The following is a 13,331-nucleotide window of genomic DNA, read 5'->3' on the forward strand; positions in this document are numbered from 1 at the left end:
CGGGTAAATCGTGTCATAAAAAAGGCCCTACAAAGACGACAATCCTTTTTCCATCTTTGTAGGGCCACGCAAAGCGCTATTCATACCAATGTTAAGCGTTTAATGCTTGTTCTAAATCTTTCACTAAATCCTCTGTATCTTCAATGCCAAGTGACAAACGTACGAGACCGTCGGCAATCCCTTCTTTTGCGCGAACGTCTGCTGGAATAGAAGCATGCGTCATTAAACTTGGAACTGAAATTAAGCTTTCAACAGCACCTAAACTTTCAGCTAATGTAAAATATTTCGTTTTTGTAACTAATTTTTTAGCTGTTTCTACATCTTTGACTTCAAATGACACAATCCCTGGCATACCTTCAGCTTGTTGCTGATGAATATCTGCATTCAAATGTTCCTCAAGACTTGGGTGATACACTTTGACAACAGCCTCATGTTGTTTTAAAAGCTCAACGATTGCTAAGGCGTTACGTTGAATTTGATCAAGACGTAAACCTAACGTTTTCATTCCTCTAACGAGAAGATAACTGTCTTGCGGTCCTAAAACGCCACCTGTTGAGTTTTGGATAAAACCAATGCGCTCTGCCAACGCATCGTCTTGAACCACCACGAGTCCTGCAACAACATCACTATGGCCCCCTAAATATTTTGTTGCTGAATGAACTACAATATCCGCACCTAATGTTAACGGTGTTTGGTAATAAGGGGTCATAAAAGTATTATCAACGACAGTAATTAACTCGTGTTGCTTTCCAAGTTCACTCACCGCTTTAATATCTGTCACACGTAATAAAGGATTAGAGGGTGTCTCGATAAATAACATTTTCGTATTCTCTTTGATTTTAGCTTTAACATTATCAATGTCTGTCGTATTTACGAAATCAAATTCAATCCCATAACGGTTGAACACTTTCGTCATAACACGATACGTTCCCCCGTACACATCAGAACCGACAATAATGTGATCACCTTGATCTAACAACATAATGACTGCACTGATGGCTGCCATGCCTGATCCAAACGCAAAACCGTGCGTCCCATGTTCAAGTGCCGCAATCACAGATTCAAGAGAAGTACGTGTTGGGTTTGCTGAACGAGAATATTCATACCCTTGACGCAAATCACCAATCGCATCTTGTTCATAAGTGCTCGTTTGATATATCGGCGTCGTTACCGCTCCTGTATAAGGATCTGTTGTTTGGCCCCCATGAATTAATAGCGTCTTTTTATTCATCTTGCATTCCTCCATACGTAAAAATATTTTTAGATAAGTAACGGTCGCTTCCATCTGGAAAAACAACGACAATCTTTCCTTTTTCGAGTCGTTTCGCTGTTTGAAGTGCCCCCTCTAGTGCCGCTCCTGAAGAACTGCCTACGAGTAATCCTTCATAGCGCGCCAAATCTTTCACATGTTGGAAAGCTTTGGCATCGGAAACCACTTCGACAGCATCAATCCACTCTCGTTTTAAAAACGTCGGCCACGTTTCCACGCCAATACCTTCAGTGTCGTGTCGCCCTTTCTCATTACCACTTAAAATCGACCCCCTAGGTTCAACAACGACACATCGAATGCCTTGACTGACAAAACGTTCAGCGACACCTGAAAAAGTGCCACCTGAACCCGCACCAGCCACAAAACAATCGATGTCCGGTAAATCGGTAAGAATTTCTGAAGCTAATGTATGTTGATACGCTTTTGGATTGTCTATCGTTTCAAATTGATTCGTATAAAACGCATGATGCGTTTGTGTGTAAGCCTGTGCTTGTTGTCGCGCACCCACCATCCCCTCTTCTCGAGGTGTCCGATAGATGGTTGCCCCTAAAGCACGCATCGTTGCCATTTTCTCTTCCGCAAAACCTTCTGGAGCGAAAATGACACAGTCGATATGATAAGGGATTGCAGCCATCAATAAACCAATGCCCGTATTGCCTGCAGTCGCCTCTACGACTGTTCCCCCTTCAAGTAAATCCCCTCTGTTTAACGCCTGTTCGATTAAATATTTTCCTAAACGGTCTTTAACGCTTCCGCCAGGATTATACATTTCTAATTTCGCATAAATTTGCACATCGTCCGTACTATAATGTGATAAGTTTACTAACGGTGTATTTCCGATTAAATCCAATTGCCGTAACTTCATACATGTTCATCCCTAATTCTTAGTTTTCAAATATGGATTATATTATATACAGCCATTTGATTCAATCGTTATAAATCATTTCTTTTATATTCAAACTATTCTGATAATAAAACGTCTTTCATTACGTTATACTATTTATAAGGAGGGAGCGCCATGATTCATCTTCAATTTAAAACAGACCTTACGAATGACGAAGCTATCGCACTTGCGCACGTATACCACTCAGTCGGCTGGAGGAGACATACGCCTGAAAACATCTCATTGATTTATCATCGAAGTACACATATCGTCTTAGCATATGACGACCATCAAATTATCGGTTGCGGACGTGCTTTATCTGATGGCGTCTTCAATGCGGCGATTTATGACATTGTAGTCCGTCCTTCATATCAAAATCAAGGCATTGGACAGCGCCTTGTTCATCAACTTGTCGAGGTTCTTGGTCCTTTATCTTGTATTCATTTAATTAGCACATTAGGTAATGAAACATTTTATACACATTGTGGCTTTAAAAAATTAACCACTGGGATGGCGATATATCAAAACCCTGAGCTCGCATCACAATATTTAGAGTAGAGGTGATTGATTTGGTTTATGTTCACACTGACTTGGGCACAATTAAAGGCGTTGCTAATGAGCATTATGAAGCCTTTAAAGGGATTCCATATGCAGCGCCTCCTATCGGTGAATACCGTTTTAAGAAAGCCCAGCCTTTCGCTCAAAGTTTAGAGGGCTTTGAAGCTGTGAAATTCAGTGCTGTCCCTATTCAACCCCCTAACAGTTTAGAAAGTTTTTTTAATGTCCAGACAACACATTACAACCAAGATGAAGATTGCTTAACCTTAAACATTTGGCGTCCTAAACAAACTACAGCGTCAGATCGACTCCCTGTCATTGTCTATTTTTATGGGGGCAGTTTCGTCAATGGACATAGCGCACTTGATTTGTATGACCCTGCGTCGATTGTGTCACAACAACGTGTTATTGTCGTGACATTGAATTACCGTTTAGGCGCGCTTGGATTTTTAGATTGGTCAACTTTACATCCAGATTGGGAAAATAACTTAGGCCTCTCTGATCAACACTGCGCGCTCCAATGGGTCACGCATCACATCACTGACTTTGGCGGAGACCCTCAGTGCATCACGGCGATGGGCCAGTCTGCCGGAGCGATGAGTGTACAAGCGCTTCTGTTACATCCGACTTCTCGGAAAATGATACATCGCGCCATTTTATTGAGTGGTGCGCTCCAGTGGATGCCCCCTCAAGAAGCAAGCGTGAAAGCTCAAGAGTTCAAAAGCATAAAAAAAACATTGTATCCCAACATCCCATGGTTAGCGTTAAGTGCGTCTCAAATATTAATCCTTATGGAAAAGCTTCAAGCAAAGTATGGCAAATCAAAAGGCCTTGAATTTTTATATGCCCCGATTAAAACCGATGCATTTGAAGACGATTTTTCAAATTTAAGACTGCCGGTACTTATTAGTCAAACACAATCTGAAGGCGATATTTATATTAAATCAGAAAATCGTACGTTGGATCCCCAACAATTTCAAAAAGTGGCACGACGAACGCATGTAGACGTCCCTCACGCTATTGACATCCAAACCGCACAACAACAAAGGGACTGGATTACAAAGCATTATTTTCATCGCCCTATCTATACTTTGACACAAGCACTAGCACGCTACACCGCTACTTGGTCGACTACATTTACTTGGTGTCGCCCGGAACATCCGTACTATGCGAGTAGTTACCACATTTTAGACGTCCCCTTTTGGTTCGGGCGTCTTGAAATTTTAGCCGCCCATAGCCTCACACTAAAAGATAAAGAGTGGCAGTTAAGTCATGAGATGATACAAGACATGTGTACATTTGCTAAAACTGGAAAATGTAATTGGATAGGCACAAAACACTATCATTAGAAGAAAAAATTGATCATAAAACACCATTGATAAATACCCCAATCTATGAAAAAAACCCATTGATGTATGATTTACACCAATGGGTTCAAATTTTAAATGAGTTGTAAAATAAAGACGGCCAAAATCACGAACGGCAATACAAATTTAATTAAGAAATACCAAGGATAAATAAGTCTAAAACGGTCGGGACCAAACCCTTCTTTTAGGGCGTTAAAATCAATTAGGTAACCGACGACTAACGTGGTCGCCAACGCCCCGAGTGGCATGAGTAAATTCGAAACTAAAAAGTCCATGTTATCAAAAATCGTTCCTGCCCCAAACGTTACGTGGCTTAATGTTCCAAACGACAACATAGCCGGAATACTAATCACGAAAACTGCGATACTCACGATGAGGGCCACCGGACGACGCTTTTGATTATCGTTACGCGTAAAGTTAGATACATTGAGTTCTAATAACGAAATCGATGAGGTCAATGCAGCAAATAAAAACAAAATTAAAAAGACAAGATAAAACAGAATTCCTAAATGCATACTTTCAAATACGAGCGGCAGTACTTTAAATAATAAACCTGGACCTTCTTCAGGTTTGTAGCCAAATGTCTGTAAGGCAGGGAAAATCGCTAAACCTGCCAATACGGAAATGAAGATATTCATGAGCACAATCGTTACAGCGGATGTTTTAATCGTCATGGCTTTAGGCGCATAACTCGCATACGTAATCATCCCCGTTGTTCCTAATGAAAGGGCGAAAAAAGATTGACCTAAAGCAAACAACATGGATTCCATTGTGATGTCTTCCACACGAGGCTGTAGTAAATAACGGACCCCTTCCATCGCGCCATCTAAAGACAATGCTTTGATGACAATAATCAATAAACAGATAAATAATAAGGGCATCATCAGTTTCGATGCTTTTTCTAGCCCTTTTTCAACGCCTAACATCACGATAATACAAGTCAAACCGATAAAAATAAATTGACCGAGTAGAGTATAAACCGGATTACTAATAATGGATTCGAATTGTATGTCTCGCAGACTTGAGGGTAAAATTTGAAGTAATTGAAGTAAGACAATCCCAATATAGATAATAATCCAACCACCGATAACACTGTAAAAACCAAACAGTACAAAGACCGCTAAATTTCCGTTCCATCCAATAAGATTAAGCCATTTTTTGCCAGTGAGTTTACCATAAATTTCGGTCGTATAAGTACGTCCTAACTTCCCAATTGTAAATTCCATCACTAATAATGGTAAACCAACGAGTATTGTGAATATTAAAAACATCAATAAAAACGCTCCGCCACCATACATACCTGCCATGTATGGAAACTTCCACATAGCCCCGAGGCCAATCGCAGACCCAGCGCTTGCAAGGATGAACCCCGTAGATGTTTTCCACTGTGACTGTTTAGACACAGAATAACCTCCCTTTTGCTTTAAAGCGATAAAGTTTCAAAATTGAATTGTTGAAAATATACCATAAAGTCATGGAATTATCAATTGTTATTGAAAAATTTAAAATTGCCATTTCTCATTTTTTCACACCACATGTTTGTCTCCATTTCTCTACATATAATAGAAAACAACGGCCTAAGCGTGGAGGCACTTAGACCGTTGATGCAATAGGTTATTGTAGAAATTTTTCAATGTAAAATGCGGACTCTTCGATTGAACGATATTCCGTATTGATGACGGTTGCGTTCAATCTTTCAAAAACTTCCTCGGCATAAGCAAGTTCTTTTTTGATACGTTCGAGATCATTGTAGTTGGCTTTGCCTTTCATGCCCAATACTTTCACGCGTTCTGTGCGGATATTCATGATGTATTGGGGACTGGCAGTTAAACCAAACACTTTTAAGTTTCGATGTTTAAACACATCTTCTGGAATGCCCACCTCTGGCACGAGGGGAATATTCGCGATTTTATATCCTTTATTGGCTAAGTACATGCTGAGTGGAGTTTTAGATGTGCGTGAGACCCCAACAATCAGCGCATCCGCTTCACCGATGTCCGTAAAATGTTTGCCGTCATCGTACTTCACGGAGTATTCGATGGCATCGATACGTTTAAAATAATCGTCATCGAGCTTACGAATTCGTCCTGTTTCTTTTGCAGGTTCTAAATGTGTTTTCTCTTCAATTAATGCCATGAGGGGGGACATGTAATCGACGTACGGAATGCCATGCGCTTTCGCATAGGCTTGCCCTGCAGCGTTGTACTCTTCCGTCACGAGTGTTGTGACAACAATGGCTCCTTTTGTTTCCGCTAGCTTTAAGACATTTAACAATTCGTCTTCATTTTTGATAAAAGAAAACTTCTTAATTTCAATTTGCGTTAAATCTGGAAACTGGCTGATGACCGCATGAATCATGCGTTGTGCCGTTTCTCCAATCGAGTCCGACACCACAAAAATGGTAAGTTGCTTTTCTGTCACATTATCGCCCGCTTTCAACAACACTTTGAGCAGTCGCTAAAATCGCACCTGGTACACGGAATGGAGAACATGACACATAATCAAGATTCATCCCATTAAAGTGGTGAATCGATTTAGGGTCGCCGCCAAGCTCACCACATACCCCAATTTTAATGCTTGGCTTCGCTTGTTTTGCTTGATCGACCGCATTTTGAATCATCACGCCGACACCGTTCACATCAAGCGTTTGGAAAGGGTCAACTTCTAAGATGCCTCCTCGAATATAGTCATTAATAAACTTACCGGCATCATCACGTGAGAACCCGTACGTTAATTGCGTTAAATCGTTGGTGCCGAAACTAAAGAAGTCACATTCTTTTGCGAGTGCACCTGCGACCATACAAGCACGTGGTGTTTCAATCATTGTGCCAATGAGGTAGTTTAACGATTGTCCTGATTGCGCTTCGATGCCTTTAATGCTTTCCACAATTTGAGATTTTAGCGTCGTAAACTCTTCCACCGTTGACACAAGCGGAATCATAATCTCAGGTTGACACGCGATACCTTCTGCTTTTAATCGTGCAACGCTTGTCATGATGGCTTCTGCTTGCATCACGTATAACTCTGGATACGTAATCGCTAAACGACAACCCCGGTGACCGAGCATCGGATTCGTTTCATGAAGCTCTACGATACGTTTATTTAATTTGTCTTCTGAAATGCCCAATTGTTGCGCGACATTTGTGACTTCTTCACCCGCTTTTGGTAAAAATTCGTGTAACGGCGGATCTAACAAGCGCACAATTGAAGGGCGTTCGCCTGACAAACGGAAAATTTGTTCAAAATCTTCTGTTTGATATTCACGTATTTGATTTAATGCTTGAATGCGTGTCTCTTCATCTGAAGATAAAATGAAACGACGCATTTCAACGAGACGTTCAGCGCCAAAAAACATATGCTCCGTACGTACAAGTCCAATTCCTTTCGCATTAAATTGGTAACCTGCTTCAATATCTGGTTTTGTCTCCGCGTTCATACGCACATTGAGACGCGCAATATCCTCTGCCCATCGCATAAATTGCTCAAATTCGTCACTATGCTCTGCGTTCGTTGTTTCAACTTCTCCTGCGTAAATATCACCATTCGCACCATCCACAGAAACAATATCCCCTTCGTGCAATGTGCCACCTGGATACGTAATCACTTTTTCAACTGTATTAATTTCTAAATTTGAACATCCTGTCACACAACATTTTCCCATACCACGGGCAACGACCGCCGCATGAGAGGTCATGCCACCATGTGTTGTGACGATGGCTTCACTCGCAACCATGCCTTCGATATCTTCTGGTGATGTTTCAGGACGCATTAAGATGACGTTTTCCCCTTGTTCAGCGCGCGCTTTTGCTTCTTCTGCGGTAAACACAATGTGACCTACCGCGGCACCAGGACTTGCAGGTAAACCAGATTGCGATACAATTTCAGCATTTGCGAGTGCTTTTTCTTCAAATGTCGGATGGAGTAACGTATCAATCGATTTTACATCGACTTTGCTCATCGCTTCCTCTTTAGAAATTACGCCTTCTTCTACGAGATCAACCGCAATTTTCATCGCTGCTTTCGCGGTACGTTTCCCATTACGCGTTTGTAAAATGTAGAGTTTTTCGTTTTCAATAGTAAACTCAATATCTTGCATATCTTTATAATGCGCTTCTAACTGTTCAGAAACCGCTACAAACTCTTGATGCACATGTGGCATTTGATCTTTTAACGTTTGAATATCTTTTGGTGTACGAATACCCGCCACCACATCTTCACCTTGTGCATTTAATAAATATTCACCAAATAGTTTCGCTTCTCCAGTGACTGGATTACGTGTAAACGCAACTCCTGTCCCACTTTGGTCACCACTATTTCCGAATACCATCTCTTGGACGTTCACAGCTGTCCCAATGTCATGCGGAATATCATTTAAATCACGGTACACACGCGCACGATCGTTATCCCAAGACTTAAATACCGCTTCAATAGCTTCCGTCAGTTGTTTTAACGGATCTTGAGGGAACGGTTTATACACTTCTTCTAAATAGACATCTTTATATTTTTCACAAATGGTTTTAAGACCTTCAGCAGGAATGTCTGCGTCCGTCTCATAGCCATGTTCTTTTTTATAGCCGTCAAAATATGTTTGGAACGCATGCATTGGAATGTTGTAGACAACTTCACCAAACATTTGAAGTAAACGACGATAACAGTCATAAGAAAAACGCGCGTCATTTGTTTTTTGCGCTAACTTTTCAACGTTGTCGTCATTGAGCCCTAAGTTTAAAATCGTGTCCATCATCCCTGGCATAGAAATTTTAGCCCCACTCCGTACAGAAACAAGAAGTAAATTTTGATCATCTGAGAACGCTTTACCTGTACGTGTTGAAAAAGCCGTTAATTGTTCTTTTAATTGGGTAATGACAGCTTCAGGAAGTGTCTCACTTTGTTTTAAGTATTCAATACATGCTTCTGTTGTAATCGTAAAACCATCAGGCACAGGTAAACCTAGGCGTTTCATTTCAGATAAGTTCGCCCCTTTACCTCCAAGCAAATCCTTCATGTCTTTTTGACCCTCATCAAAAGCATAAATGTATTTTGTCATACTGTTTCACCTCAAATAGTTTAATATGTCATACTAATAAATATGAGTATGTCACATTATTTTTGAAAACGCAACGAAAAATATATAAATTCTATAAAATTTATGACACAACGACACAAAACCGTCGTTTTTCTGTCCATAAATTATAGGTTTTCTATGTATTTCGAAAAAAATAACGGGAATAATTAAAGATAGACAAAGGAGTGTATAGTATGGCAAATGTATTTGTGACAGGCGCAACAGGTCTCATCGGCACCCGTTTAACCGAACGTTTAGTTCAAGAGGGACATCATGTGGCCGGCTTTACAACGTCAGAACGTGGAAGACAAAAATTAGAACACCTCGGCGCTGAAGGCTTTATAGGTAATATTCTTGATAAATCGACCATTGAAGCGGCCATTTCACGATTTCAACCCGATGTTATTATGCATCAAATTACAGACTTGAAAAATGTGGACATGGTTGCAAATACAAAAGTACGCATCGAAGGCACACGTCACCTTGTAGATGTGGCTGAAAAATATGGGGTGACGCACATCATTTCCCAAAGTTTAGCGTTTATGTATGCCCCTGGGGAAACACTCGCTGACGAAAACACGCCTCTAGATACAGTATCAGAGGGAGAGCGTAAAATTACCGTTGACGGTGTCATTGGCGTCGAAGAAGAAAGTGCACGTTTACCTCATTTCGTCGTTCTGCGCTACGGGATGATGTATGGGCCCGGCACATGGTTTGGAAAAGACGGTATGATTTACAACCAATTTAAAGAAGGTAAAGTCACTCAATCAAAAGGTATAACCTCATTTGTTCATATCGATGATACAGTCGAAGCGGCCGTTCATGCTTTGACCCTGCCATCAGGAATTTACAATGTGGTCGATGATGAACCAGTAGATGGCGAAACGTGGGCACAATGGTACGCCCAACAACTCAAAGTCGCCCCCGAAATAGAGTACACAGAAGCAGCACCATTTGAACGTGGCGCCTCCAATTCAAAATACAAAACACAGGAAGGCACTTTACGCTATCCATCATGGAAAGACGGGATGCGCGATTTAAGCTAAAAAGCGAAGAGACAATAGTGAGCATAAAAACAGAAAAGGGTTGGGACATGCGGATGCCCCAACCCTTAAATGTATATCTATTTTTAATCACATTGAATATTCTGTTGTTACGGTTTAAAAAGATAAAGACATTATCTCCTATATTGCGGGATGAATGTAATTATGTCTTGTTATTTCCAACAGCCATATCTGGCGTGCCATTTCTTAATTCATCAGTGAAAAGTGCATAGTATAAAAATAATCTTATTAAAATTGCATCTATAGGTATTAGATTTACAATAACTAACCAAAAATAAACTTTTTCGTCTCCGATGTTAGGTGCAGTTAAACTGATATATTATTAGCCCAATACTAAATAACTTTAATAAAACCGCTAAAATATTTAGACTTGCTTTCGCATCATTGACAATAATATGAAACTCATTGATACAAAAAAGTACGAGACCCAAAAATGAAATAAATATGGCTAATTGGACCCAAAGCCAATAATCAAATAAGTCCCAATGTGTATATGCATTGCCTAATATGTAGCCCACAGAAGTAGAAACTAATTGCATATAACCCACAAATAAATTAACTAATAAGTACCTCAACGCTGAGAGTACGTTCATTTTGATATTGTTGAAACTATCTTTTTCATAATAACGGCGCACGAGATAAGCCAAATACCAAGTGTCACATAAATAGTCATAGGCACTTCATCCCATGCTTGTGTGAACATCATTGCTAAAGTAAAAAAAAATGCCTAGTAGTATCGGTACTGAACCCATAGGCAAGGAACTTAATAAAAACACCTTTTCTAGGCTACTAATTCTCTGAATTTGACTGGGGATAAGTAACCTAGTTTTTGTTGAATTCTAAAATTATTATAATTCATATGTTGAATAACCTACTAATTTCATTTCTACTGCTTTCATTTTAGTTTCTACACTATAAGCAACTCGTTTCATAGAAAAAAACACCTCCGAATAAATTCATTTTAATATGAATTCAACGAAAGTGTTTTTATTTTGTTCCCATTTTTTGGGGTCGCTTCATAGCCTTCCATGGGGTCTCTTTTATACAATTACTGTTTGTTCTTTTTCTGTAATCATTTGTTCAATTTCATTGTTTTCATTCATTACAGCGACTTTTGGAGAATGTGTCAATAACTCGTTTTCATCTAGTTGCACATACGTCATAATAATTACGACATCTCCAACTTCTACCAGTCGAGACGCGGCACCATTTAAACAAATTTGCCCGCCACCTCTTTTGCCAGCGATGACATAGGTTTCAAATCGCGCACCATTATTGTTGTTCACGATTGCTACTTTTTCATTAGGCAAAATATCCACCGCATCCAATATATCTTGATCAATCGTGATGCTCCCGACATAATTTAAGTTTGATTCTGTCACGCGCGCACGATGAATTTTACTGTTCATCATTGTTCTTATCATTTTTCTTCATCTCCAATAATAATATTATCTATTAAACGTGCTTTAGAAAATTTTACAGCTAAAGAGATGAAAATCTGACCAGAAATACGGGTTTGTTGTACTAACTCTGGATAACTGTAGACTGCTACTTCTTCAATGGCACCATCTGTATGGGTTTTGAGATATTCTGTCACTTTCTCAATGATGATGTCACTTTGACGTTCTCCATCTTTATATAATGTATTCGCGAGTTGTAAACTTTTGTATAGATGCGGGGCTTGTTGGCGCTCGTCTTCGGTTAAATAAACATTTCTCGAACTTCTCGCAAGTCCGTCACGTTCACGTACAATGTCGACACCTTGAATAACAATAGGGTGGTTCATTTCTTTGACCATTTGTTCAATGATGGCCAACTGTTGTGCATCTTTTTTTCCGAAATACGCTACATGGGGTTGAACAATGTTGAAGAGTTTATTGACCACCGTCACCACACCCTCAAAATGTCCCGGTCGCTTTGCCCCTTCTAACACGGAAGCCAGTCGTCCTACATTTAAAGTAATTTCTAATGAGTGAGGGTACATCTCTTCGACACTTGGATAAAAAACATAATCGACACCGATTTTTTGTGCGGCTGCCACATCTTGATCGATTTGTCTCGGATAGGCGTCGAAATCTTCATTTGGACCAAATTGTAAGGGATTAACAAAAACACTGATGACCGTGATATCGTTATATTCAATGGACTGACGCATCATTGTTAAGTGACCTTCATGAAGCGCCCCCATCGTTGGCACAAAGCCAATACTTTTCCCTTCTAAACGCAATCGAGTCGTTAATTTTTGCATTTCTTGAATCGTTGTTATTACTTTAGTCATTGAATTCACCCATAATTTGTTTTTGATACATGTAGGCATCTGATGGAAAATCGCCTGCTTTGACTTCTTGATGATAATGTTTTAACGCATCAATGCCCGTTGAAAAATCACCATATTGTTTAACGAATTTCGCGTGGCGGTCAACGCCATAATTTAACATGTCATGATAGACGAGTACTTGGCCGTCTGTATTTTTCCCTGCACCAATGCCTATCACTGGAATCGACAACTGCTCTGTGATGACTTTAGCCAAATCGCTCGGAATCGCTTCAAGCACAAGTGCAACGGCTCCTGCTTGTTCTACTGCTTTAGCGTCCTCAATCAGTTGTGTCGCTGCGGCTTTTGTGGCCCCTTGCATTTTGTACCCTAAAATTCCGACACTTTGTGGTGTTAATCCAAGATGTGACACGATTGGAATCCCCATTTGTGTCGCTTGTTGAATGAATGGGGTTAAATGTGCGCCTTCCACTTTGAGAGCGTTGCCATGACTTTGTTGATAGAGGCGTACCGCGTGACGGATATCTGTCGCAGCGTCTATTCCAACAGAACCAAAAGGCATGTCTACCACAACAAAGGTGTTTGGCGCCCCACGTCTCACCGCGCGACTATGATGCAACATATCCTCCAATGTCACATCTACCGTACTTTCATAGCCGAGTACCGTCATACCGAGCGAATCTCCAACTAAAATGATATCGATTTCAGCCGCTTCCACTTGTTTAGCGCTCGGATAATCATAGGCCGTCACCATCGTGATTTTTTCTTTATCTCGTTTCATCTGTTGTAACTGACTTAATGTTTTCAACGTACTCACCCTTTTTTGATATACTTTATGATAAGTATATC

12 protein-coding genes are annotated in these 13,331 nt (G+C 40.3%); 3 read left to right on the forward strand and 9 right to left on the reverse strand.

Annotated elements, in window-relative coordinates:
* Window positions 1-91 precede the first annotated feature (91 nt).
* Together PYW36_RS10675 and PYW36_RS10680 are read right to left on the reverse strand one after the other, a co-directional pair.
* Window positions 92-1,231 (reverse strand): bifunctional cystathionine gamma-lyase/homocysteine desulfhydrase, encoded by a 1,140-nt coding sequence (locus PYW36_RS10675; RefSeq protein WP_037575555.1) that lies wholly within the window; start codon window positions 1,229-1,231, stop codon window positions 92-94.
* A complete protein-coding gene (locus PYW36_RS10680) occupies window positions 1,224-2,135 on the reverse strand; it encodes a PLP-dependent cysteine synthase family protein (protein WP_103158708.1) in 912 nt (303 codons plus the stop codon). The genes PYW36_RS10675 and PYW36_RS10680 overlap by 8 nt, the downstream gene beginning before the upstream one ends.
* 153 nt (window positions 2,136-2,288) lie before the next feature.
* Between PYW36_RS10680 and PYW36_RS10685 the strand changes: the two genes are divergently transcribed.
* Together PYW36_RS10685 and PYW36_RS10690 are read left to right on the forward strand one after the other, a co-directional pair.
* Window positions 2,289-2,711 (forward strand): GNAT family N-acetyltransferase, encoded by a 423-nt coding sequence (locus tag PYW36_RS10685; protein ID WP_103158709.1) that lies wholly within the window; start codon window positions 2,289-2,291, stop codon window positions 2,709-2,711.
* A gap of 11 nt (window positions 2,712-2,722) precedes the next feature.
* The gene (locus PYW36_RS10690; RefSeq protein ID WP_103158710.1) at window positions 2,723-4,060 is read left to right on the forward strand and encodes a carboxylesterase family protein; all 1,338 of its coding nucleotides are present in this window, start codon (window positions 2,723-2,725) and stop codon (window positions 4,058-4,060) included.
* Window positions 4,061-4,152: 92 nt separating this feature from the next.
* Here the strand turns inward: PYW36_RS10690 and PYW36_RS10695 are convergent, their stop codons facing one another.
* The 3 genes from PYW36_RS10695 to ppdK all read right to left on the reverse strand — a co-directional run bounded on the left by PYW36_RS10695 (window position 4,153) and on the right by ppdK (window position 9,125).
* Window positions 4,153-5,481 carry a sodium-dependent transporter gene (locus tag PYW36_RS10695; RefSeq protein ID WP_103158711.1) on the reverse strand — a complete coding sequence of 443 codons (1,329 nt, stop codon included), beginning with the start codon at window positions 5,479-5,481 and terminating at the stop codon, window positions 4,153-4,155.
* A gap of 211 nt (window positions 5,482-5,692) precedes the next feature.
* Window positions 5,693-6,499 (reverse strand): pyruvate, water dikinase regulatory protein, encoded by an 807-nt coding sequence (locus PYW36_RS10700; RefSeq protein ID WP_103158727.1) that lies wholly within the window; start codon window positions 6,497-6,499, stop codon window positions 5,693-5,695.
* Between the two features lies 1 nt (window position 6,500).
* Window positions 6,501-9,125 carry a pyruvate, phosphate dikinase gene (gene ppdK, locus PYW36_RS10705; RefSeq protein ID WP_103158712.1) on the reverse strand — a complete coding sequence of 875 codons (2,625 nt, stop codon included), beginning with the start codon at window positions 9,123-9,125 and terminating at the stop codon, window positions 6,501-6,503.
* Between the two features lie 212 nt (window positions 9,126-9,337).
* On the opposite strand from ppdK, the gene PYW36_RS10710 reads away from it, so the two are divergent.
* Window positions 9,338-10,189: an NAD-dependent epimerase/dehydratase family protein gene (locus tag PYW36_RS10710; RefSeq protein ID WP_103158713.1), complete on the forward strand. Its 852-nt coding sequence runs from the start codon at window positions 9,338-9,340 to the stop codon at window positions 10,187-10,189.
* 314 nt (window positions 10,190-10,503) lie between these two features.
* Here PYW36_RS10710 and PYW36_RS11400 read toward each other — a convergent pair whose 3' ends face one another.
* The 4 genes from PYW36_RS11400 to panB all read right to left on the reverse strand — a co-directional run bounded on the left by PYW36_RS11400 (window position 10,504) and on the right by panB (window position 13,290).
* The gene (locus PYW36_RS11400) at window positions 10,504-10,842 is read right to left on the reverse strand and encodes a DUF5079 family protein (protein WP_338323073.1); all 339 of its coding nucleotides are present in this window, start codon (window positions 10,840-10,842) and stop codon (window positions 10,504-10,506) included.
* A gap of 405 nt (window positions 10,843-11,247) precedes the next feature.
* Window positions 11,248-11,631 (reverse strand): aspartate 1-decarboxylase, encoded by a 384-nt coding sequence (gene panD / locus PYW36_RS10715; RefSeq protein ID WP_037575534.1) that lies wholly within the window; start codon window positions 11,629-11,631, stop codon window positions 11,248-11,250.
* Entirely contained in the window at window positions 11,628-12,485 is an 858-nt protein-coding gene (panC, locus tag PYW36_RS10720) for a pantoate--beta-alanine ligase (RefSeq protein WP_103158714.1), read from the reverse strand. Before panC ends, panD begins: the two co-directional genes overlap by 4 nt.
* On the reverse strand, window positions 12,478-13,290 hold the full coding sequence (panB, locus tag PYW36_RS10725) for a 3-methyl-2-oxobutanoate hydroxymethyltransferase (RefSeq protein WP_103158715.1): 813 nt from the start codon (window positions 13,288-13,290) through the stop codon (window positions 12,478-12,480). Before panB ends, panC begins: the two co-directional genes overlap by 8 nt.
* Between the last annotated feature and the right edge of the window lie 41 nt (window positions 13,291-13,331).

This window comes from Staphylococcus chromogenes (assembly GCF_029024625.1).
In the GTDB taxonomy this organism is placed as follows: domain Bacteria; phylum Bacillota; class Bacilli; order Staphylococcales; family Staphylococcaceae; genus Staphylococcus; species Staphylococcus chromogenes.

Excerpts from the sequence above, each read along its gene's own strand:
- PYW36_RS10680 (WP_103158708.1), bottom strand. The coding sequence starts at position 2,135 with ATGAAGTTACGGCAATTGGATTTAATCGGAAATACACCGTTAGTAAAC.
- panC (WP_103158714.1), bottom strand. The coding sequence starts at position 12,485 with ATGACTAAAGTAATAACAACGATTCAAGAAATGCAAAAATTAACGACT.
- PYW36_RS10685 (WP_103158709.1), top strand. The coding sequence starts at position 2,289 with ATGATTCATCTTCAATTTAAAACAGACCTTACGAATGACGAAGCTATC.
- panD (WP_037575534.1), bottom strand. The coding sequence starts at position 11,631 with ATGATAAGAACAATGATGAACAGTAAAATTCATCGTGCGCGCGTGACA.
- ppdK (WP_103158712.1), bottom strand. The coding sequence starts at position 9,125 with ATGACAAAATACATTTATGCTTTTGATGAGGGTCAAAAAGACATGAAG.
- PYW36_RS10675 (WP_037575555.1), bottom strand. The coding sequence starts at position 1,231 with ATGAATAAAAAGACGCTATTAATTCATGGGGGCCAAACAACAGATCCT.
- PYW36_RS10710 (WP_103158713.1), top strand. The coding sequence starts at position 9,338 with ATGGCAAATGTATTTGTGACAGGCGCAACAGGTCTCATCGGCACCCGT.